The organism is Microcoleus sp. FACHB-831, assembly GCF_014695585.1.
Classification (GTDB): domain Bacteria; phylum Cyanobacteriota; class Cyanobacteriia; order Cyanobacteriales; family FACHB-T130; genus FACHB-831.
Window position 1 is genome coordinate 50,982 of sequence record NZ_JACJON010000061.1, and the last position, 21,807, is coordinate 72,788.

The following is a 21,807-nucleotide window of genomic DNA, read 5'->3' on the forward strand; positions in this document are numbered from 1 at the left end:
TCCCCTGGGGTGGTATTTTGCAATAGCATCATGAGCTAGAGCCGTACCCGGTGAGGATTTCCTATCTGCGATTTGCGGCTATTTGGAGTTGAGGAGTTAAAAGACCTGTCGTGGGAAGCTATAGATCGTTTTTTTGGCAGCGAAGGATACCCATCGCTCTGGTTGCAGCCGCTTGTAGTTTTCTGATTGCTCTGATGCAGCCTTGGAATCGATTAGGAGAACAGGCGACAAGCCAGTCTCCAGCCGAACAGATTCAGATACAGAACGCAACGGGGGCACCTCTTGAGGCAAAAAACCCTAGTGCATTGAAAAATGAGGCGCTGAATAAGGCGCTGTCTAGATTAGAGAAAGAGACACGCCTGAGTTTCTATGTACCCGCACGGTTTCAAGCAAAAACTGTTAAAGAGGCGAAACTGAACAAGGGGGAAAAAGTCATTGCTCTGACTTTTGATGACGGGCCTTGGCCAAAATGGACTGAGCAGATACTAGACATCCTGAAGAAAAACAATATCAAGGCGACTTTCTTCTGGGTAGGGCAAGTTTTACAAGAATATCCTCATATTGCCAAGAAAGTGGTAGATGATGGTCACGCGATCGCCAACCATACTTGGCATCATTGGTATCGTCGCATGGACGAAGCTACTGCTGCGAGCGAGATCGACCGCACAGCAGACCTAATCTACAAGACTACGGGAGCAAGAACTTCTATATTTCGTCCTCCCGGGGGCATGATGAACAATGGATTAGTAGCTTATGCCCAAAAGAAGAATTACGTCATTGCTATGTGGTCCTCTGACTCCATAGACTATCGCCCTTTCTCTCCAGACAGGCTGGTTCATAATATGCTAAAAAATGCCAAACCAGGCGGTATTTTGCTGATGCACGACGGTGGAGGCGATCGCTCTCGCACTGTTAAGGCTTTGCCGAGATTAATTAGCGAACTCAGAAAGCAGGGCTACAAATTTGTCACGCTGACCGAACTCTTAGAAATGCAAGACAAAGAAGAAAAATTGGTAACAGCAGCGAAACCTGCGATCGCTACCCCCGCTACTCAAGAAGCTTCGCCAAGAGGTGATGGCGATTCCAACTCGCAGGCCGGAAATTAGGCTTGTTCTTGTGTTATTAGCTTATAGGTAGCGCGAGCCTGACGGGGAGCCAGAATTTGCCTTTCTGTTAATCAGCTAATAGCAGTATTTAATCTAAAATCGCAATCGAGGAGTGTAGGAGAACTTAGGTGGCAAAGGTTAATTGGTTTGTTTGGCGGCGAAGGATAATGCTAGGTGTGGCAGCCGCCGTTTGTAGTTTTATCGTTAGTCTGATTTTGCCTTGGAACCGACTGGACTACCAGGCAATTTCCTACCCTGCTACCCAACAAGTCCAGACCCAGAAACAAGGTGAAGATGTTGCTTCTGTAGCCTCCTGCATTGGTAGCAATAGTGCAGATGCACAAACGCACTGTAATAACTTGAACGCAAAGCCGAATGATGCCTTTAGGAAGCTGATCCAGCGTTTGGAACAGCAAGCTAAAGAGGCGCGACTTACTTTTGGCGTACCAAAGCAGTTTCAGGGTAAGACTCTTGAGGCGGTAACACTAACCAGTCAGGAAAAAGTAATTGCCCTGACGTTTGATGACGGGCCTTACCCGGAATATACGCCGCCCATACTAGACATTTTGAAGAAAAACAACATTAAGGGGACTTTCTTCTGGATCGGACAAAACTTGAAGGCTTTTCCCGAACTGGGTAAGCAAGTTGTAGCTGAAGGTCACGCTATTGGCAATCACACTTGGCACCACTGGTATAAGAATATGAGTGCTGCCGTAGCGGCAAGGGAAATTGAGGACACGACCGAACTGATTTATAAAACTACAGGTGTCAGGACTTCTCTATTCCGGCCACCCGGAGGCTACCTGTACAACGGAGTGGCTGACTACGCCAAAAAGAAGAATTACCTAGTTGCTATGTGGTCGGCTGATTCTAGTGACTATAGCCGCCCTGGTGTTGATAAGCTGGTGAACAATGTGATGAGGAATGCCAAGCCTGGGGGTATGGTGCTGATGCACGACGGTGGGGGCAATCGAGTTAACACTGTTAAAGCTTTACCGATAATCATCAATAAGCTCCGACAACAGGGCTACAAGTTCGTGACGGTATCCGAATTGTTTGAACTGCAAGAGAAGGAACAGCTAGCAGCGACGGAAGCTAAGAAAGCTGCTAGCGCTACTGGTGCGATTGAAAAACCTTTGAGCGATCGACAAGACGCTAGTTCTGTGCAGTAAAGTTGCTTGTATAAAATATTGCCCTCAGACTACAAGCATGGGGCTAAATAAAGGAAGCCCGCCTTAATGGCGGGCTTTATCAATTTATAGGAGCGCGGTTCGGTTGCTTCCGCGTCTACTGGGCTGGAGTCAGCACCTTCTCAGCAGGCTCATCAGCGCTAGCTTCAGGTGAATTAGCTTCACTAGGAGGTACTACCTGCCAGAACTGGGGCAGATACTCAGACCAGTTGGCTAAAATTGTCTTTGCCTTCTGGCTGCCAGTCCGGTCAGCGTGCAGCTCAATCAGTTCTTTTAACTGCTGTTCGCCAGCAGGAGTTACCACCCGCTGAGTCTTGACAATCTCTCGGTTAACCTTGTCAGAGAAGCTACCATCTTCATCCAAGAAGTACGCCAAACCTCCGGTATGGCCAGCACTAACGTTACGACCAACCTTGCCTAAGACAACGATAACGCCGCCTGTCATATATTCACAGCAGTGGTCGCCAGCACCCTCAATTACTGCCTGACCCTTAGAGTTGCGGACGGCAAAGCGTTCGCCAGCTAAACCGTTGGCAAACAGAATACCGCCCGTAGCTCCGTAGAGACAGGTATTGCCAACAATCACGTTTTGTGAAGCGTTGTAGTTAGCCTCGGTCGGTGGCTTAATGATAATCTCGCCACCGTGCATTCCTTTAGCCACGTAGTCATTTGCCTCTCCTTCCAGGTACAAATTCATACCAGGAAGGTTGAATGCTCCAAAGCTCTGACCGACACTACCTTGGAATTTGAGAGTAATTTGTCCTTCAAACCCAGTGTTACCATACACAGATGCGATCGCGCCCGACAGCCGCGCCCCAATTGTCCGGTCTGTGTTTACCGCCCGAATTGTCTTGGTCACGCTACCCTGGTCGCGAATTGCAGCCTGAATCTCCGCATCAGCTAGCAACTCATCATCCAAAACTGGCCCGTTACTATGTACTGGTTCGTGATTCAACCACGAACGATTCTCCCGCGTATCGGGCAACTTGGTGATGCAGTCGAGATTAAGCGCTGCTGTTTTAGTTAGCTTAATGTCTTCCCGAACCCCCAGCAAATCAGCGCGACCGATGATTTCGTTCAAAGAACGATAACCCAACCGTGCCAACAGCTGCCGCACTTCTTCCGCCACAAAATAGAAGAAATTAACGACGTGTTCTGGCAATCCTGGGAAACGCTTCCGCAGGTTTTCCTGTTGAGAAGCTACTCCCACAGGGCAATTATTAGTGTGGCAAATCCGCGCCATGATACACCCTTCGGCAATCATAGCTACAGAACCGAAGCCATACTCTTCGCCACCCATTAACGCCCCCATGAGGACATCCCAGCCAGTCTTGAAACCGCCATCTACGCGGAGAAGGACGCGATCGCGCAATTCATTCTCCATAAGCACGCGATGCACTTCTGTCAAGCCCAATTCCCAAGGGCTACCCGCGTGCTTAATCGAACTCAGCGGCGATGCTCCAGTCCCCCCGTCGTGGCCGGAAACCTGGATAATATCTGCATTCGCCTTAGCTACGCCAGCAGCGATCGTACCAATACCAACTTCAGCCACCAGCTTCACAGATACTCCCGCCTTCGGATTAATCTGGTGCAAGTCAAAAATTAACTGCGCCAAATCCTCGATGGAGTAAATATCGTGGTGCGGTGGAGGAGAAATCAGCGTCACCCCAGGCTTTGAGCGTCGCAGCATCGCAATGTACGGGCTTACCTTCGTCCCAGGTAACTGGCCGCCTTCTCCTGGCTTGGCACCTTGGGCAATCTTAATCTCAATCTGCTTAGCGCTCATGAGATATTCGGGAGTAACTCCAAAACGACCGGATGCTACCTGCTTGATAGAACTAGAAGCCGTATCGCCTTTCTTCAACCCTTTAAGATGCGGCAGCAGTTCGGAATGACCCATCTCGTCAACATCGTCCAGAACTTTGTAGCGAACTGGGTCTTCGCCACCTTCGCCTGAGTTTGACTTGCCGCCGATGCGATTCATAGCGATCGCCAGCACCTCATGCGCTTCCCGCGACAATGCTCCCAACGACATACCGCCTGTAGCAAAGCGCTTGACGATGCTCTCAACAGTCTCTACTTCCTCAACCGGAATAGATGCGCGATCGCTGTTAAACTCCAGCAAATCCCGCAACGCCGTTATCGGGCGTCCCGCCAATTGCTTTTTGTAAACCTCGTAGTGGTCGTATGCCTTACCCGCCACTGCTTTATGCAGCGCCTTAGCCATTTCTGGGGAATTCATGTGATACTCCCCACCAGGGCGATACTGAACGAAGCCAAAATTTTCTAACTTCTTCCGCGTCAGTTCGGGGAAAGCCGCCGAGTGGAATGAGATTACCTCAGTCGCTAGTTCCCTAGTTGTAATGCCACCCAGCCGCGACGCCGTACCAGCAAAACCCAACTTCAGTAAATCCGAGCCAATACCAATCGCCTCAAATATTTGCGCTCCGTGATAGCTAGACAGCAGCGAAATTCCCATCTTCGATAGGATTTTCAACAAACCATCTTCTACAGCCTTGCGATACTTCTTCTGAGCATCGCCGATGGCAGTCTTAGCAATTTTGCCCCGCTCCATCAGCGCTTGCGTCTTAGAATCAGACCACCAACTGCGAACCGTTTCTAAAGCCAAATAAGGACAAACTGCACTCGCTCCGTAGCCAATCAAACAAGCAAAATGGTGGGTACTCCAGCACTGGGCTGTATCGACAACTAGGGATGCTTTGCAGCGCAAACCTTGACGGATCAAGTGATGGTGTACTGCTCCCACAGCGAGCAGGGGAGGAATATAACTCTTTTCCTCACCCAAAGCCCCAGTGCTTCTGTCGCTCAAGATTAGGATCTTCTTACCGTTTTGCACAGCATCAGCAGCACCTCTGCATAATGCCCGCACTGCTGTTTCTAGACCTTCCGGCCCAGCAGCAATATCAAACAAAGTTGACAAAGTTGCCGTTTCCAAACCAGAGGTGCGAACGCTCTCCAGTTCTGCATCGTTCAACACAGGAGAATTCAGCTTTAACACCCCTGCGTACTCTGCTTTTACTTCAAGCAGATTTGCGCGATCGCCTAGCGACATCGCCAGCGACATTACCATTCCCTCTCTCAGAGGGTCAATCGCCGGATTCGTTACTTGGGCAAAGCGTTGTTTAAAGTAGTCGTAAAGCAAGTGCGGCTTTTCCGACAAAACGGCTAAGGGAATGTCATCACCCATGCAGAAAGTAGGCTCCTTCCCGCTAGCTGCCATCTCAGTAATGACCATTTCTACATCTTCTGTTGTGTAGCCAAAAGCCATTTGATTTTGCAGAAGCGCCTGTCCTTCCAGCTGAGTAGCCTCGCCAAACGGTTGAGCGGCCATTGTTTGCCGATGTGCAGACAGCCATTCCCCATAAGGTGCAGAGGACGCAATCCGCTGCTTAATCTCCCAGTTTTTCTGTATTTCGCCGTTTTCCAGGTCAACAGCAATCATTTGACCGGGGCCGAGACGACCTTTCTCCAATATTTCGGCTTCTGGCAGTTCCACCACACCAGCTTCCGAAGCTACTACAACATACCCATTCTTGGTGATGATGTAACGAGCTGGACGCAAGCCATTCCGGTCTAGAGTTGCCCCTACCTTCTTGCCATCGCTGAATACAAGCAGAGCTGGCCCATCCCAAGGTTCCTGTAGGCCGTTGTAGTATTCATAAAAATCAACAATTTCTGGGTGATTTGCCAAATCTGGCTGATTTTGGTACGCTTCCGGCACCATAATCATCATCGCTTCCATCGGGCTGCGCCCAGAGCGCACTAGCAATTCTGCCACGTTGTCTAACGTTGCCGAGTCGCTGTTATCTATGTGGACGAGCGGCTTTAGATCGTTAATGCGATCGCCCCAAATTGGATGGTCGAGTTCTGCTTCTCGTGCCATCATCCAGTTGATGTTGCCTAGCAGCGTATTGATCTCGCCGTTGTGTCCCAGCATACGCATTGGTTGAGCTAAAGGCCACTTGGGCATCGTGTTTGTGCTAAAGCGTCGATGATAGACTGCAAAAGCACTTTTATACGCTGGATTTTTTAAATCTGTGTAAAACTCTCCCAGAACCGCTGAACGCACCATGCCTTTGTATACTATGGTGCGGCAGGAAAAGGAACAAAAGTAAAAATCCGAGGTATCAAGGCTCTCTTGTGGGCTGCGCATGGCGGGCTGGCTGCTGACGGCTGGCCAGCTATCGCCGCCTCCTGAAGATAGAGCTTTGACAATTCGGCGACGAGCTAAATATAATTGCCGCTCCAGTTCATCTCCCTTTAAGAGCGGGGAAGCTACTACCACCTGTTCAATCTGGGGCTGCGTCCGCGACGCTTGCACTCCTAGCACTTGAGGTTGCACTGGCACGACTCGCCAGCCTACTATATCTAATTTCTCTTCGGTGAGTATTTTTTCAACAACTTGGCGGGCTGCGATCGCTGCTTGGGCATCTTGGGGTAAAAACATCATACCCACCCCTACCCGTACTGCCGTCGGCAAATGAACGCCTTGTTCGGCAAATGACTGAGTAAGCAGTTCCCAAGGGATAGCGGTCATCAACCCAGCTCCATCCCCCGAATCCTTATCAGCACTACAACCGCCCCGGTGTTCTAGACAAGTCAGGGCAGACAATGCTTGCTCAACCAACAAATGGCTGGCTTCTCTTCTCTGAGAAGCAATAAAGCCGACGCCACAAGCATCCCGTTCCTCGACCAACCAGCGTTGACCTGGGTATGGGGCATCGCCCTCATTCAACAGATGACCTTCTTGGTTGTTATTCACACTCCTGATTTCCATGCGACGATCCACGTTTTTCCTTTAGTGATAGGGCTTTACTCAATGGGCGGTGCTTAAACCTGCGGCACCTGCTGTTCCGGCCATTTTCCGAAATATAAAGTTAGCAAACAGTGACCTAATATGTACAATGATTTCATCGCCTTCGTAGGTTTTAACTTACTTGAGGAGCAGTGTTGCTCTTCGAGCAAGGCGCTGATGCACTGTATGCTTAAGCCTGGTTTTAGGAACGGGTAAGGTTTCGGTTGTTGAGGATTCCGCAATTGTATCGCTTACCTCACTTACCAGCTGCTACTTTAGGGGTCTCCATACTAATCAAAATGTAACGCTCGGCGGTTTTGTTCTTGGGTGCAATTGTTCTCAAGTGAGCGATCGCTTTCAAGAAACTATCTTAAAACTCCGGATTATATACCTATGTCCTGATTATGGTAATGGACTAGCCATATTATAGGAAATACATAGCGATCGCAATCCCTAAGTTAATATTTAACTTGATGCAAATTGTGCATCACTTCCATGTATAAGTTATCTCACATCAACCACGGCTGTTTCCAACCAATTGAGAGTAACTTGAGGATTCCCTTGTCAGCCTCTCAGGAGTCATAGCTATTAGAATAGCGTTTATTCAAACAAATCTTAGAAATCAAAATTTTTTTGTGAAAACTCTCTGGCTAACTGCTTTCATTATCAGCTCTCTAGAACTAACGTCAAACCAGATTAGCAGCAGCCAGCCGATAGTGCCCATCGATAAAACCGCGCCGCGGAGCTATCCCGAAGAGGGGAGATTTATTGCTTTGGAGTCAGAGGTTCGGCTAAAACCCCAGGAGCCTTCCTCAAAAGCAAACAAGTCGCAAATTCAGCAAGGCACTCAATTATCTTTAAATGGTCGGACTTTTCCAGTCGCTTGGAGCAAGTGGTCGCAGGCGGGAAAGTCTTATATTGGCATTAGCGACACTGGCTTAATGCAAACCTTTGGTGTAGAGCTTTTAAACACCACAAATGTAGCTCGACAGCCGATTCAGTGGTTTTCCCGTTCTAGAACAACCACAGAATACCTTCCGGCGATCGCGAGGGGTCCATATCGGTATCTGGATATTACCAGCTTGGCGCGGGCATTTGGTTGGCAACTGAAAGTTAATGGAAGCACCCTGCAAATTTCAACTCCCCCAGCGCAAGTAGCCGATATAAGACCAGAGCTTCAGGGGTCGGGCACAAGCGATGCATTAACAGGTTTACCACAGCGCATTGTAGTAGATCTAGACCGCCCTACTGTCTGGCAAGTCAGTCACCAAACTCAAGAAGCTGTTATTACAATAGACGCCGCTGCTGCTCCAGCGCTGTTAGAACGCTTTAAGCCACTCCCAGCCCAGCCACCACAACCCCAATTAGGAGTACCAAGCCAGCCGGACGACGAAGCAGCAATCCCACAACCACCCAACCAACCTTCAGTTGCGCCCACCCCACAACCGCCTCCCCTGATTGTTGAAGGCATGGGGAACAAAACAACTATAAAAGTCAAGATTCCACCTGGGTGGCGTCCCAAAGTTTCGAGCCTCTCTACCCCTTCAACTCGCTTAGTTCTTGATATTGCCCCGGATGCTATGGTGGAGCGAGATATTCTTTGGGCACCGGGAGTACGGTGGCGACAGAAGTACCTCAATTTAGGAACTTCTCGTTTTGCTACTACATGGCTGGAAATCAATCTGCGCCAGCCTGGAATAACTTTTAGGCCAATACTGGGTACGCCACCGAGCTTAGTGGGAATCGCGCCTTTAGTAAAAAGCGCCCCTTTATGGCAGGCTGCGGCGGCAATAAACGCTGGCTTTTTTAATCGGAACTCACAGCTACCGTTGGGGGCGATTCGCCGAGAGGGTAGATGGTTGTCGAGTCCGATTCTCAACCGGGGAGCGATCGCTTGGAACGATCGTGGTGAAATTAAGATGGGTCGTCTTAGCGTTGAGGAAACTTTAATTACTCAAGGGGGCGATCGTTTACCCGTTCTTTATCTAAATAGTGGCTACGTCCAAGCCGGAATTGCCCGATACACTCCATCGTGGGGTCGAACCTATACTCCCCTAACTGATAACGAAATTGTATTGGTAGTGCAAAATAACCAGCTAACAAGGCAAATACCTGGTGGAGCCTCAGTTGGTAAAACCCCTATCCAAATTCCTCTTGACGGTTATTTACTGAGTATACGAACCAATCCAGAGTTAGCTAGTGTGCTGGCAGTAGGTACAAAGCTGAGTATCGAGAGCTTTACCGTCCCAGCCGACTTTAGCCGCTATCCTAACATTTTGGGTGCTGGGCCACTTTTAGTGGAAAACGGTCAAATTGTTCTAGATGCCAAAGCTGAAAAATTTAATGACGCTTTTAGTAAGCAAACAGCAGTCCGCAGCGCGATCGGTACAACCGCATCTGGTACGTTAATTATCGCTGCGGTTCATAACCGTGCTGGCGGCGCAGGGCCTACGTTAACGGAAACTGCCCAGTTGATGCAGCTTATGGGAGCTGTTGACTCCCTCAACCTCGATGGCGGCAGTTCCACAAGTCTATATCTGGGCGGGCAACTAATCAATCGCTCTCCTGCAACAGCCGCCCGCGTTCATAACGCTCTTGGTATCTTTCTCCAGCCTCCTTCGCAGATAGATAAGTAGTGCCAATTGCTGCTTACCTTACCCATAACTGAAAGGCTTTGTAATTTTTAACTGCTCAACCTCAATGGTTATTAATTAAAGCTTGGTTAAAGTTAAACTCTTTTGAATTAAAGAATTGATATAAATTTACCTTAATAACCTTAATTTGCTCGCAGCCACGCTAAAGCATCTGTTATGTTTGGCTAAGGGGTTATCTTACAAACTATTGTAAGGATGGCAGTTTAAGGCCGACGATTAAATGTTGAGATATAATAAAGCGGGCATTATCTAGCTGCTTCCTAAATTCAACATTTGTCCATCTTTTAACGGTGTCCTTCCAGCCCGAAATAATTTCTAGATCGCCTGTATTGGATATTGGTCTTCCGACTATAAATTTTGCACCCGTTTTCCGGAGAAAAAATAATGGCGCAGTCACAAGAAGTTTCACAAGTTCCTGCACTAACACTACCAATTTCCCTGACGCCGAATGGCGTTGCCGCAACAGAATTGCGGCCTTGGGGTTCTTTCACAATTCTGGAAGAAGTTCGCGGGTACAAAATTAAGCGAATTGAGGTAAAGCCTGGACATCGTCTCAGCCTGCAAATGCATTACCACCGCAGCGAACATTGGATTGTAGTGTCAGGCACAGCTAAGGTGACTTGTGGAGATCAAGAACTTATACTTGGTAGCAATCAATCTACCTATGTTCCCCAATGCACAACTCATAGGCTAGAAAATCCAGGCGTAATACCGTTGGTTTTAATTGAGGTTCAGAATGGGGAGTACTTGGGAGAGGATGACATCGTTCGGTTTCAAGACGACTATTCACGCAGTCAGTCAGCCGCTAAATAGGTAGTAGACCCACAGGCTAGAGTGTTTAAATTATTGTGGGCGCTTCCCACTGGCGGGAGTCAGAATTCTATTTTCTACGGTATTCTAAATTCTGGCTCCTATATTTTTAAATGCGATGATTAATATAAGTAAAGCCGCTAAAGGTGAAATCTTACGTTTACGTTCCAAGCGTCAAAATCAAGATCTATGCTTGCGTCTAGCTGTTAAGCAAGGCGGTTGTTCTGGGTTTTCATATAGTATTGAGTTTGAACGAATGGAAGGCAGTGAGGATAATGTCTATGATTGTGGTGGGATTATCGTGCTAGTGGCTGCCGAAGATCTAAAATTCATAAATGGTCTAACTATAGATTACTCAGAAGACTTGATGGGTGGTGGTTTTCGCTTCCACAACCCCAATGCGGTGCAAAGCTGCGGCTGTGGTAACTCGTTTGCTGTAGAGGTATGATGGGCGATCGCGTAGGTGAAGCGCTAACCTTAGTTTAGGGCAGGAATACCCATTAGTTTCGTTCCTCGGCTACTAATAAATTGACATAAGTACTATAAATTCGGTATACTCGGAATTTGTCAACACTTCAAACAATTGGGAAATGTCCAAGCTGTAACTCATGCCCACTATTCAGCAGCTGATTCGTAACGAACGCCAGCAAACACAGAAGAAAACAAAGTCACCAGCGCTGAAGGAATGCCCCCAGCGTAGAGGAGTTTGTACTAGGGTCTATACGACCACTCCTAAAAAACCCAACTCAGCCCTTCGTAAGGTGGCCAGAGTCCGCCTGACTTCTGGCTTTGAAGTGACGGCTTATATCCCAGGTATAGGTCATAATCTCCAAGAACACTCTGTTGTGATGATTCGGGGTGGCCGGGTTAAGGATTTGCCCGGAGTCCGGTATCACATTATCCGAGGAACCCTAGATACGGCGGGAGTCAAGGATCGCCGTCAAGGTCGTTCCAAGTATGGGACAAAACGCCCCAAACCTAAGGCTTAAATCGGTTCCTTTATTTGGGTACGGCGAGCGTCCCAAAAGGTCAATTTTTCAAAAAGACTTGTGCTGGGATCTCGGGTGGCGGCGATCGCGCAGCAGATTCACGGGATTGGCTCCAAGAACTTTAGATTGTCAAAGTCCAAAAGTAGGAGTGCAAAGTCTTCACTAATAGTCCAGCATTTGAAGCGTTTTTGTTTTTAAAGGCTTATTATGTCTCGTCGCACTGCTATTAAAAAGCGTCCGGTTCCTCCAGATTCCGTATACAACAGCCGCCTTGTCAGTATGATGGTGCGGCGGATTATGCGGCATGGCAAAAAATCTATTGCTTATGGCATTATTTATGATGCCATGAAAACAATTGAGGAACGGACAGGAGGAGAACCGCTAGAAACGTTTGAGAGAGCGGTTCGCAACGTAACACCTTTGGTGGAAGTCAAAGCAAGGCGGGTGGGCGGTGCTACCTACCAAGTGCCTATGGAAGTTCGTCCTGAAAGGGGTACAGCCTTAGCGTTGCGTTGGCTGATCCAATTTTCAAGGTCTAGACCCGGTCGCACAATGGCGGGTAAGCTAGCCAATGAATTGATGGACGCGGCTAATGAGACTGGTAATGCTATTCGCAAGCGGGAAGAAACCCACCGGATGGCTGAAGCAAATAAAGCGTTTGCTCATTATCGGTACTAGGCTCAAAATAATTTTGCTGGGGGTTCCCCAGCATCCCCCCTTTTTAGGGGATATTACACAAAAAAAGGTGAGGTAAACCGGGTAGGTAAATATAAATGTAAACAAAGTTGATGATAAGATAAGAAATGTATCAAAAGACATTTCCTAGAAAACCTCGCTTAGCCATGCTCTTAAGAGTAATGGTATAAAACCTGTGGTAAATCTAGGTAAAATAAAGGCAGTAGGGTAAGGCTAAAACTTGCAGAGACGAAATAAACCCGACTCTACAAGCAGAGAGCTAAAACGAAGGGAATGCTCAGTCAAATCTGGTAAAGTCGGCACAAAAGCGGCAAAACAGCAAAGGGGAAACCTGATTGCATAAGCAAAGCCGCCAAAGTCTACAGCTACAGACGATAGAGCAGCCGTGAAAATCCCAGCATAAATTATGGATGTGGTGTTGCATCCATTAATAGCTAGTAAATAGCAAAACTGATGCTAGCCTAAAGACTTTGATAGCAGCTAAATGCTTTATCAAGATCTACAACCAAATAGTTACCTTATAAAAAGGGTAACGCATAAGTTTTTCTGCGGCACACACGAAGGAGGTAGCCGTGGCACGTACCGTACCGATTGAGAGAACACGTAATATAGGGATTGCCGCCCACATTGATGCAGGCAAGACAACAACAACAGAACGTATCCTGTTCTACTCAGGTATGGTTCACAAGATTGGTGAAGTCCATGAAGGAACCACAGTAACTGACTGGATGGATCAGGAGCGAGAGCGCGGCATTACAATTACAGCTGCCGCAATCAGCACAAGCTGGCGCGATCACCAAATCAATATTATCGACACTCCGGGTCACGTTGACTTCACTATTGAAGTCGAACGTTCAATGCGGGTTTTAGATGGGGTAATAGCCGTATTCTGCTCTGTGGGGGGCGTACAGCCTCAATCAGAGACAGTATGGCGGCAGGCAGATCGGTATAACGTGCCGCGCATCGCCTTTGTCAACAAGATGGATAGAACTGGCGCAAACTTTTACAAAGTTTACGCTCAGATTCGCGATCGCATGAGAGCAAATGCCGTCCCAATTCAGATACCCATAGGAAGCGAAAACGACTTCCAAGGGATTGTAGACTTGGTGCGGATGCGAGCCATGTTCGCTAAAGACGATCAAGGCAAAGAAATCGAAGATAGAGACATTCCCGAAGATCTTCGTGCCAAAGCCGATGAGTTTCGCGTCAAACTGGTGGAATCTGTAGCAGAGACAGATGACATCCTGATGGAGAAGTACCTCGAAGGTGAAGAATTAACCGAAGAGGAAATCAGCACGGCTCTACGCAAAGGTACGATTGCAGGCACGATTGTACCCCTGCTCTGCGGTTCAGCCTTCAAAAATAAAGGCGTTCAAGCGTTGTTGGATGCAGTGGTAGAGTACCTACCATCTCCAATTGACGTTCCCCCAATTCAAGGACAATTGCCAGACGGTAGCCAGGTAGTACGCACGGCTGATGACAATCAGCCAGCAGCAGCCTTGGCATTCAAGATCATGGCAGATCCTTATGGACGTCTGACGTTCATCCGCGTTTACTCTGGCGTCATCAAAAAGGGTAGCTACGTCCTCAACTCTACAAAAGGGAAAAAGGAAAGAATCTCCCGCCTGATAGTACTCAAAGCAGACGACAGGATTGAGGTAGATGAACTCAGAGCTGGCGACTTGGGGGCTGCATTGGGTCTAAAAGACACCTTTACTGGCGATACAATCTGCGATGAAAGCGGACCTGTAATTCTGGAATCTTTGTTTATTCCAGAGCCAGTTATCTCTGTAGCAGTGGAACCAAAAACCAAGCAGGATATGGAGAAGCTGTCCAAGGCTCTGCAATCCCTGTCTGAAGAAGACCCCACTTTCAGAGTTAGCATTGACCCAGAAACCAACCAAACCGTAATTGCCGGGATGGGGGAACTACACCTAGAAATTCTCGTAGACCGGATGTTGCGGGAGTTCAAAGTGGAAGCAAACGTCGGTGCGCCGCAGGTGGCTTACCGAGAAACCATTCGCAAAGCTGTCCGAGCTGAAGGCAAATTTATCCGCCAAAGTGGTGGTAAAGGTCAGTACGGTCATGTGGTGATTGAATTAACACCCGCAGAACCAGGAACTGGCTTTGAGTTTGTCTCCAAAATTGTTGGCGGTATTGTACCTAAAGAGTACATCGGGCCAGCAGAGCAAGGCATGAAAGAAGCCTGCGAATCCGGTATTCTGGCTGGATATCCGGTAATTGATTTGAAGGCAACGATGGTAGATGGGTCTTACCACGACGTAGACTCTTCAGAAATGGCCTTTAAGATCGCAGGCTCTATGGCTATCAAAGAAGCAGTGATGAAAGCTTCACCAGTGCTTTTAGAACCTATGATGAAGGTTGAGGTTGAAGTTCCTGAAGACTACCTTGGCTCCGTAATGGGGAATTTGATTTCCCGTCGCGGTCAGATTGAAGCTCAAGGAGTTGAACAGGGACTTGCCAAAGTGACCACTAAAGTCCCATTGGCAGAAATGTTTGGATATGCTACCGCTATCCGGTCTATGACCCAAGGCCGGGGTATCTTCACAATGGAGTTCAGCCATTATGAAGAAGTGCCTCGCAGCGTAGCTGAAACCATCATCGCTAAGAGCAAAGGAAACGGGTAAAGAGTTTTGAGTTTTGAGCTTTAAATGGGAGTTGTGAATTGTCAATTGAAGAGTTTTCAACTCCTAAATAAACAAGCAACCCCATTATTTAGCTCAAAACTCAAGAACGATATTATCGCCGTCTCTACAAACTTAAAACTATTACTGAATCCTGTAGAGGCTGAGTAACGAGGATAAGAGGAACAGATAATTCATGGCACGCGCAAAGTTTGAACGGAATAAACCCCACGTCAACATCGGCACAGTTGGTCACGTAGACCACGGCAAAACTACACTTACTGCTGCCATTACAACAACTCTGGCAGCAATGGGTCGGGCAAAAGCCAGGAAATACGCTGATATCGATGCTGCTCCTGAAGAAAAAGCACGGGGTATCACGATTAACACTGCCCACGTTGAGTATGAAACTGAAACTCGGCACTATGCTCACGTAGACTGTCCGGGGCACGCTGACTATGTGAAGAACATGATCACAGGTGCTGCTCAAATGGACGGAGGAATCCTGGTGGTGTCGGCGGCGGATGGGCCGATGCCTCAAACACGCGAGCATATCCTGTTGGCAAAGCAGGTAGGTGTTCCCCAGCTAGTTGTCTTCTTGAATAAGAAAGACATGGTAGATGACGATGAACTACTCGAACTCGTAGAACTGGAAGTTCGGGAACTTTTGAGTTCTTATGAATTCGATGGTGACAACATTCCCATTGTTGCTGGTTCAGCATTGTTGGCTCTGGAAACCATGGCTGGTAATCCGAAAACTCAGCGCGGTGAGAATGAGTGGGTCGATAAGATCTATGAATTGATGGATGCTGTAGATTCCTACATCCCCACACCAGAGCGCGAAATTGACAAGCCCTTCCTGATGGCAGTAGAAGACGTGTTCACCATCACTGGTCGGGGTACTGTTGCTACTGGCCGGATTGAACGCGGCAAAGTTAAGGTGGGTGAAACTGTTGAGCTAGTGGGTATCAGAGCTACTCGCAGCACTACAGTAACAGGCGTGGAAATGTTCCAGAAGGTCCTGGAGGAAGGACTAGCTGGTGATAACGTCGGGGTTCTGCTCCGGGGTATCCAAAAGACAGATGTGGAACGGGGTATGGTGATTGCCAAGCCCGGTTCAATCACGCCTCACACTCTGTTTGAAGCTGAGGTGTATGTCCTTCAGGAAAAAGAAGGTGGCCGGAAAACACCATTCTTCCCAGGCTATCGTCCCCAGTTCTACGTGCGGACAACTGATGTAACTGGTACGATTACAGCTTTCACTGCGGATGATGGCAGCGCCGCCGAAATGGTTATGCCGGGAGACCGCGTTAAAATGACTGTTGAGTTAATTAACGCGATCGCTATTGAGCAGGGAATGCGCTTCGCTATCCGTGAAGGCGGTCGCACCATTGGTGCAGGCGTCGTCGCCAAGATCTTGAAGTAGGTTTCGTTCTAAACAAAAGAGGAGCAGAAAGTTTAATAATTTTCTGCTCCTCTCTTGTCTGAAATTTTTGGCAACTTTGGTCAATAGTTAGTTTGGTATGCATGTGGTTTAAAAGGCCCTATTGCTAACAACTAACAAATAACAACTAATAAATATTCCGAACCTGGAAAACTAAAAATGGCAACTGTTCAACAACAAAAAATTCGCATTCGTCTCAAAGCTTTTGACCGCCGTCTGCTTGACACATCTTGCGAGAAGATTGTGGATACGGCAAATCGCACGCAAGCTACAGCTATAGGCCCCATTCCCTTACCAACCCGCAAAAAGATATATTGTTTATTGCGCTCGCCCCACGTTGATAAGGATTCGCGGGAACATTTTGAAACTCGTACCCACCGCCGCATTATTGATATCTATCAGCCTTCCTCTAAAACAATTGACGCGCTGATGAAACTTGATTTGCCTGCTGGCGTTGATATTGAAGTCAAACTGTAACCGAATCATCGCAGTAGAAGCCGCGCCATCGGGTGCTGCATCATAATTGAGGACTGAGAAGAATTTTATTCTCAGTCCTTACGTCTATTAATGCTTCAGGTTTCATAGATGGGCGACGCCCACCTATGGAACCAGATAAGTTAAAGTAAGTAAAGAATCGCACTTAAAGATAAAAATAGGACAATGGCATCCTCTTCCTCAATTGCAGTTCGAGAACTCCCGTTGTTTCCACTGCCAGAAGTGGTGCTATTTCCAGGGAGACCGTTACCCCTGCACATATTTGAATTTCGCTACAGAATCATGATGAATACGATTCTGGAGAGCGATCGCCGCTTTGGTGTTTTAATGTTTAACCCCGTTAACGGTCAAGTAGCGTCGGTGGGATGTTGCGCTGAAATCATCCACTTCCAACGTCTCCCTGACGATCGTATGAAGATATTAACATTAGGGCAGCAACGATTTCGAGTATTGGAGTACGTCCGCGAAAAACCCTATCGTGTAGGGTTGGTGGAATGGATTGAAGATCAGCCGCCAGAAAAAGACCTCCGCGCATTGGGTACAGAAGTTGAACAACTCCTGCGAGATGTGGTTCGCCTATCGGCAAAGTTGACCGAACGGGAAATGGAGCTACCAGACGACTTGCCTACTCTTCCCAGAGAATTGTCTTATTGGGTAGCTAGCAATCTGTATGGTGTAGCAACCGAACAGCAGGCTCTATTGGAAATGCAGGATACTGCTGGTAGACTGGAGCGCGAAGCCGAGATTCTTACTTCTACTCGCAATCACCTGGCTGCTAGAACAGTCCTTAAGGATGCGCTGGAGTAAATTCGAGGAACCCCAGAGCAGCAGAGGATGTAAAGGGAGGAGCGATCGCTCTCAAGTGTAATTTAATAAGAGCGATCGCATGGGGCAAAATAATGGGTTGGTAATGCCGGGCTACTCAAAACTATCTATCTGGTGTCTTGGTTTAAGTTAAAAAAACCGTACCAGTTACGCACCGCTAGCCAGACAGCACAGAGCAATCCTGCTAGGCTGAGGGTAAGTCCAGTGATGGGTACTAATAATCCCAAAATTGGCATAACTGCGCCAGCGATAGTGCAAATTACTGCTGCTAAAGATGCACGCTTGCTTGCTCCCAAACCCCACGCTAATGTTAGCAGGACAATCGAAAGTAAAGTCCAAGATAGAGGCGCGTTCATTATGCGACTCATATAAGTAAGAGCGAGTAGAGAAGCAAAGAAAACGCCACCAGCGATCGCTACATTTTTCATACTCATCGGTAACGATAAGTACAGCAACAACACCCACCACAAAAATACTCCCGGTGCTAACAATAGCAAACGGGGAATAATGCCTGTATTCGTAATAGTCTCAGTCGCGGTAAACACGCCGAAAGGATTTAGAACAGAAACATTGTCATCAAAAACCCACGTAAACCGCGTTCCTTGGCCCTCAGCTTTTGGCCCTTCAGTTGGTACAATACCGCTAGCAAAATCAGCCCCAGGAAAATTAGCCAGCGCCGACAAGCGGAAGTTTGAAAGTAACTGACCATTAGCGTTATAAACCCAACGCGGGCCTCCAGTAGCTTTATAGGTAACTCGGAATTTAGTCTCTTCCCCTGGTTGTAGGCGGAAAGGAAAACCATAGTCACCCGGATTTTTCTGCTGTAGCCTAGTTCCGTCTCGTTCTACCTTGAAACTTTGCAGTAGCGAGTAGCCGTTAGGCGGCGGTACTTCAAAGAAAAATTGCTGTGTCTCGTTCAGCTTGTTAGTAACTTGGTAGTCACCGCTAAAATCTACACGATAAATTGATCGACCCTTTTGCTGTGGGTCGGAGATTTGATCGATACCAACTTGAACTTGCGAACCAGTTAGCGTTAGTTGTCGGCTAATATCTCGATTTTCGCGTACCCTAACTGTTTTGCCATCCACATATTTATCATATGTGTACGGTTCTTGGATGACGTAGCGCACTTGCGGTGCTGATTGCTCCAATCGCTCTCCCGCCACACTTTGAGCAACTTGAGCTACTCGTGCTTGTTCCCAGTGGTGATAACGATTGCCCAAAGTAGAACAAAGAAAAAATCCTCCCACTAAGAGAATTAATACTAGGGCTAAATGTTGTAAACCTCGCAGCAAGAGAGAGTAGCGAACTACCCAGTCGCCGATGAAAATCGCTTGTTCTGGTTCATCTCTTTTGAGGGAAAAACTCACTAGGGCGATCGCTATCCCTAAGACTGCAACTAGCAAAGCCAATACCAGCGATGCTTTGACTACCTGAGACGCAAATTGCATCAACTCATTTGGATGCGTCAAATCTGGCAAGCCTGGAATACCTTGGGCTGCTTGAAACATATTTTGTACAGACGCTCTAAATTTTCGTCTTTAAGTTTGATTTTTAAAGACTACAGCGTACAAACTATAGTTTCCTAAAGCTCAATGCAGGGTTTATTTGATTTTAGTCAGAGACTTGTCTAATACAAAAATGGACTGCGCCACTTAGATTCGCCCCATCTAAATTTGCCCCTTTTAGATTGGCTCCGCATAAAAACGCCCTACTCAGGTTAGTTCCACTAAGGTTAGCGCCGCTCAAATCTGCGCCCTCCAGATTTGCTGACCCCAAATATGCGCGACTCAAATTAGCATTTCTTAAACTGGCACCATGTAATTTTGCTTCAGTAAGATCTGCTTCGCTAAGATCTGCATAGCTGAGATTTGCTCCTACCAGGTTAGCCTCATGTAAGTTTACCTGATGCAAAACTGCTCGGTTTAAGTTTGCACCAATTAGTTTGGCGTCATCCAAGCTTGCTTTTGTCAGGTTTGCATCAATTAGATCTACCCCAGTTAGCTTCGCTCCAGTTAGATTTGCCCCCTCAAATCTTGACCAACTCAAGTTGGCCATAACCAAACATGCATATTTAAGATTGGCTCCGTTGAGGTTTGCCTCTATCAGGGAAGCCCCGATTAAGTTTGCCTCTTTCAAGATTGCACAGGCTAAGTTTATACACCTCAGAGAAGCGCCTTTTAAGTAAGCTTCCCTAAGCTCAATCTCGCGAAAGTCTCTTATTCCGGCTGCATATTTCTCCAGGAGTTCATCAGCGTCCATATCGCCAGCCTCCTAAACCTTAAGTTTACTTTACAATAAACTAAGAATTTTAACCCTGTGGGTTTATAATTACCTCACACAGAAGACGAATGGAGGCTAAACTGATACAACGCTATAGCTACCAAAAATCTTGAGCGTTTCTGTGTATTTTGTTAATTCGGTTATTGCAGATTGCACAGATGGTTGCCTTGCATCAGCTTCTATATCAATGAAGAATAAATAGTCGCCGAGCGATCGCTTTGTTGGTCGAGATTCAATCCGGCTGAGATTCATCCCCCTACTGGCAAACAACTGTAACGGTTTTACAAGGGCACCTGGAACGTTGGCTGGAACGCTAAATGCTAGCGATGTGTGACTTCCTCCGGGGGAGGGTTCCAAACTCAGTACCCAAAATCGCGTGTAGTTATCGGGATAGTCATTTATAGGACAGGCGAGGATAGGCAAGTTGTAAAGTTGTGCGGCTCTAGACGAAGCGATCGCAGCAGCTTTATAGTCCTCCTCCAAATAATGTAGCGCTTCGGTAGTTGCGTTCATTGGAACAAGCTGCACGGATGGCATAAACTTCTCCAGCCACCCCTGGCACTGAGCTAAAGCCTGCGGATGCGAATAAACTGTCCTAATATCTCCGATTTTCGTGGCTTTTGACAGCAAAGCATGGGAAATTGGCATTACCAACGCCTGTTGAATTTGCAGCCCGCTCAACTGCCACAGAGTATCCATTGTCATAGTTACACTGCCCTCAACAGAATTTTCCATCGGCACAACTGCTAGATGCGCCTGTGCCTGTGCCGCCGCCTTGATTGTCTGAGCAATACTCGGATAGGGGCATAATAATGATTGCTGTCCTGTTTCCCGCGTCAGCCAATTTACATAAGCTAGCGCCGCCGCTTCTGCGTAAGTGCCTGGTGGTCCCAAGTGTGCAACAGATAAATTCATCAAGTAAAGCCCTCAACTTCCTTTCACAGTCATTCTCACCACTTTTTAACCTTTATCTGTAACAAGCTGTCAACTCATAATTTCATCTTGGGGAATATTCAAGTGGAGCTAATTAAACCCTTAAAGGCTGTTTGTTGCTTATTGCCTGAGAAAGAGGGATACTGAATACATAAATCTTTATGATCGAAGAAGATTAAATTGGCTGATAACTCTAGCTTCTAGAGCTGTAAGGCAGGCTCTAAAGTAAAAATACTCAGGCAGTTTTTTAAGAAATGTAAATTAAAATTAACTTAACAAACGTACAGAATAACATTCTGTTACCATCCTCCCATGCAAACTCAATTTGTTGCGTCCCAATCTGTCGAAATTGCTGTTCCGGAACAACCAGTACCGATTCAGCATTATTTGCGCCAGCCCCAGCGTCTAGTGCAAGCGCTTGTCGATCCTACTAGAATCGAGCAAGTAAGTGATGAAATCTTTCGGCTGAAAATGCGTCCGCTTAGCTTCCTGATGTTAAGCATTCAACCGATTGTAGATATGAAAGTCTGGGCAGAGTCGGATGGCACGGTGCATTTAAAGTCAACCCGCTGCGAGATACGGGGTATTGAGTACATCAACCAACGCTTTGCACTCAAATTAGTAGGTAAACTATATCCCTGCCAAGTCAACGGGACAACTTATCTGAAAGGAAAAGCAGATTTAGAAGTTAACGTCGAGTTGCCACCTCCGTTTTGGATGACGCCAAAGGCATTTTTAGAAGCGACTGGCAACGGGCTGTTAAAGAGCGTGCTGCTGACAGTTAAACAAAGATTGATGCATCAACTGCTTTTGGATTATAAGCGATGGGCGATCGCAGACACGGCGATCGCGCCCTCTGCTAAAAGTCCAGTTTTACCAGCTAATAGCCCAACCGCATAAATAATTTTAGATTTTGGACTA

16 protein-coding genes are annotated in these 21,807 nt (G+C 47.3%); 12 read left to right on the forward strand and 4 right to left on the reverse strand.

Features of this window, described 5'->3' with window-relative positions; all coding sequences use genetic code 11:
* Positions 1 to 110: 110 nt before the first annotated feature.
* Together H6F77_RS17340 and H6F77_RS17345 are read left to right on the forward strand one after the other, a co-directional pair.
* Complete coding sequence (locus tag H6F77_RS17340) at positions 111 to 1,106, forward strand: polysaccharide deacetylase family protein (protein ID WP_190489795.1); 996 nt, start codon at positions 111 to 113, stop codon at positions 1,104 to 1,106.
* A 128-nt stretch (positions 1,107 to 1,234) separates the two neighbouring features.
* Positions 1,235 to 2,278 (forward strand): polysaccharide deacetylase family protein, encoded by a 1,044-nt coding sequence (locus tag H6F77_RS17345; RefSeq protein WP_309228869.1) that lies wholly within the window; start codon positions 1,235 to 1,237, stop codon positions 2,276 to 2,278.
* A gap of 115 nt (positions 2,279 to 2,393) precedes the next feature.
* On the opposite strand, the gene gltB is transcribed toward H6F77_RS17345, so the two are convergent.
* Complete coding sequence (gene gltB, locus H6F77_RS17350) at positions 2,394 to 7,094, reverse strand: glutamate synthase large subunit (protein WP_190489796.1); 4,701 nt, start codon at positions 7,092 to 7,094, stop codon at positions 2,394 to 2,396.
* Between the two features lie 653 nt (positions 7,095 to 7,747).
* Here gltB and H6F77_RS17355 point away from each other — a divergent pair.
* The 9 genes from H6F77_RS17355 to H6F77_RS17395 all read left to right on the forward strand — a co-directional run bounded on the left by H6F77_RS17355 (position 7,748) and on the right by H6F77_RS17395 (position 17,652).
* Complete coding sequence (locus H6F77_RS17355; RefSeq protein WP_190489797.1) at positions 7,748 to 9,748, forward strand: phosphodiester glycosidase family protein; 2,001 nt, start codon at positions 7,748 to 7,750, stop codon at positions 9,746 to 9,748.
* Positions 9,749 to 10,150: 402 nt separating this feature from the next.
* A complete protein-coding gene (locus tag H6F77_RS17360) occupies positions 10,151 to 10,579 on the forward strand; it encodes a phosphomannose isomerase type II C-terminal cupin domain (protein WP_190489798.1) in 429 nt (142 codons plus the stop codon).
* Positions 10,580 to 10,694: 115 nt separating this feature from the next.
* Positions 10,695 to 11,024 (forward strand): HesB/IscA family protein, encoded by a 330-nt coding sequence (locus tag H6F77_RS17365; RefSeq protein WP_190489799.1) that lies wholly within the window; start codon positions 10,695 to 10,697, stop codon positions 11,022 to 11,024.
* Between the two features lie 160 nt (positions 11,025 to 11,184).
* The gene (rpsL, locus tag H6F77_RS17370; RefSeq protein WP_190489800.1) at positions 11,185 to 11,565 is read left to right on the forward strand and encodes a 30S ribosomal protein S12; all 381 of its coding nucleotides are present in this window, start codon (positions 11,185 to 11,187) and stop codon (positions 11,563 to 11,565) included.
* Between the two features lie 207 nt (positions 11,566 to 11,772).
* Entirely contained in the window at positions 11,773 to 12,243 is a 471-nt protein-coding gene (rpsG, locus tag H6F77_RS17375; protein WP_190489801.1) for a 30S ribosomal protein S7, read from the forward strand.
* 590 nt (positions 12,244 to 12,833) lie between these two features.
* The gene (fusA, locus tag H6F77_RS17380) at positions 12,834 to 14,909 is read left to right on the forward strand and encodes an elongation factor G (protein WP_190489802.1); all 2,076 of its coding nucleotides are present in this window, start codon (positions 12,834 to 12,836) and stop codon (positions 14,907 to 14,909) included.
* Between the two features lie 193 nt (positions 14,910 to 15,102).
* The gene (gene tuf, locus H6F77_RS17385) at positions 15,103 to 16,332 is read left to right on the forward strand and encodes an elongation factor Tu (protein WP_190489803.1); all 1,230 of its coding nucleotides are present in this window, start codon (positions 15,103 to 15,105) and stop codon (positions 16,330 to 16,332) included.
* Positions 16,333 to 16,509: 177 nt separating this feature from the next.
* Positions 16,510 to 16,827 carry a 30S ribosomal protein S10 gene (rpsJ, locus tag H6F77_RS17390; protein WP_190489804.1) on the forward strand — a complete coding sequence of 106 codons (318 nt, stop codon included), beginning with the start codon at positions 16,510 to 16,512 and terminating at the stop codon, positions 16,825 to 16,827.
* Between the two features lie 183 nt (positions 16,828 to 17,010).
* The gene (locus H6F77_RS17395; protein WP_190489805.1) at positions 17,011 to 17,652 is read left to right on the forward strand and encodes an LON peptidase substrate-binding domain-containing protein; all 642 of its coding nucleotides are present in this window, start codon (positions 17,011 to 17,013) and stop codon (positions 17,650 to 17,652) included.
* A gap of 125 nt (positions 17,653 to 17,777) precedes the next feature.
* Here H6F77_RS17395 and H6F77_RS17400 read toward each other — a convergent pair whose 3' ends face one another.
* From H6F77_RS17400 to pheA, 3 genes are all read right to left on the reverse strand, one after another.
* On the reverse strand, positions 17,778 to 19,181 hold the full coding sequence (locus H6F77_RS17400; protein WP_190489806.1) for an FUSC family protein: 1,404 nt from the start codon (positions 19,179 to 19,181) through the stop codon (positions 17,778 to 17,780).
* Between the two features lie 103 nt (positions 19,182 to 19,284).
* Positions 19,285 to 19,932, reverse strand: coding sequence for a pentapeptide repeat-containing protein (locus H6F77_RS17405; RefSeq protein WP_190489807.1), 648 nt, complete (start codon positions 19,930 to 19,932; stop codon positions 19,285 to 19,287).
* A 96-nt stretch (positions 19,933 to 20,028) separates the two neighbouring features.
* Positions 20,029 to 20,868, reverse strand: a complete 840-nt coding sequence (gene pheA / locus H6F77_RS17410; RefSeq protein WP_190489808.1) for a prephenate dehydratase — start codon at positions 20,866 to 20,868, stop codon at positions 20,029 to 20,031.
* A gap of 330 nt (positions 20,869 to 21,198) precedes the next feature.
* On the opposite strand from pheA, the gene H6F77_RS17415 reads away from it, so the two are divergent.
* Positions 21,199 to 21,786, forward strand: coding sequence for a DUF1997 domain-containing protein (locus H6F77_RS17415; RefSeq protein ID WP_190489809.1), 588 nt, complete (start codon positions 21,199 to 21,201; stop codon positions 21,784 to 21,786).
* The last annotated feature ends 21 nt before the right edge of the window (positions 21,787 to 21,807 follow it).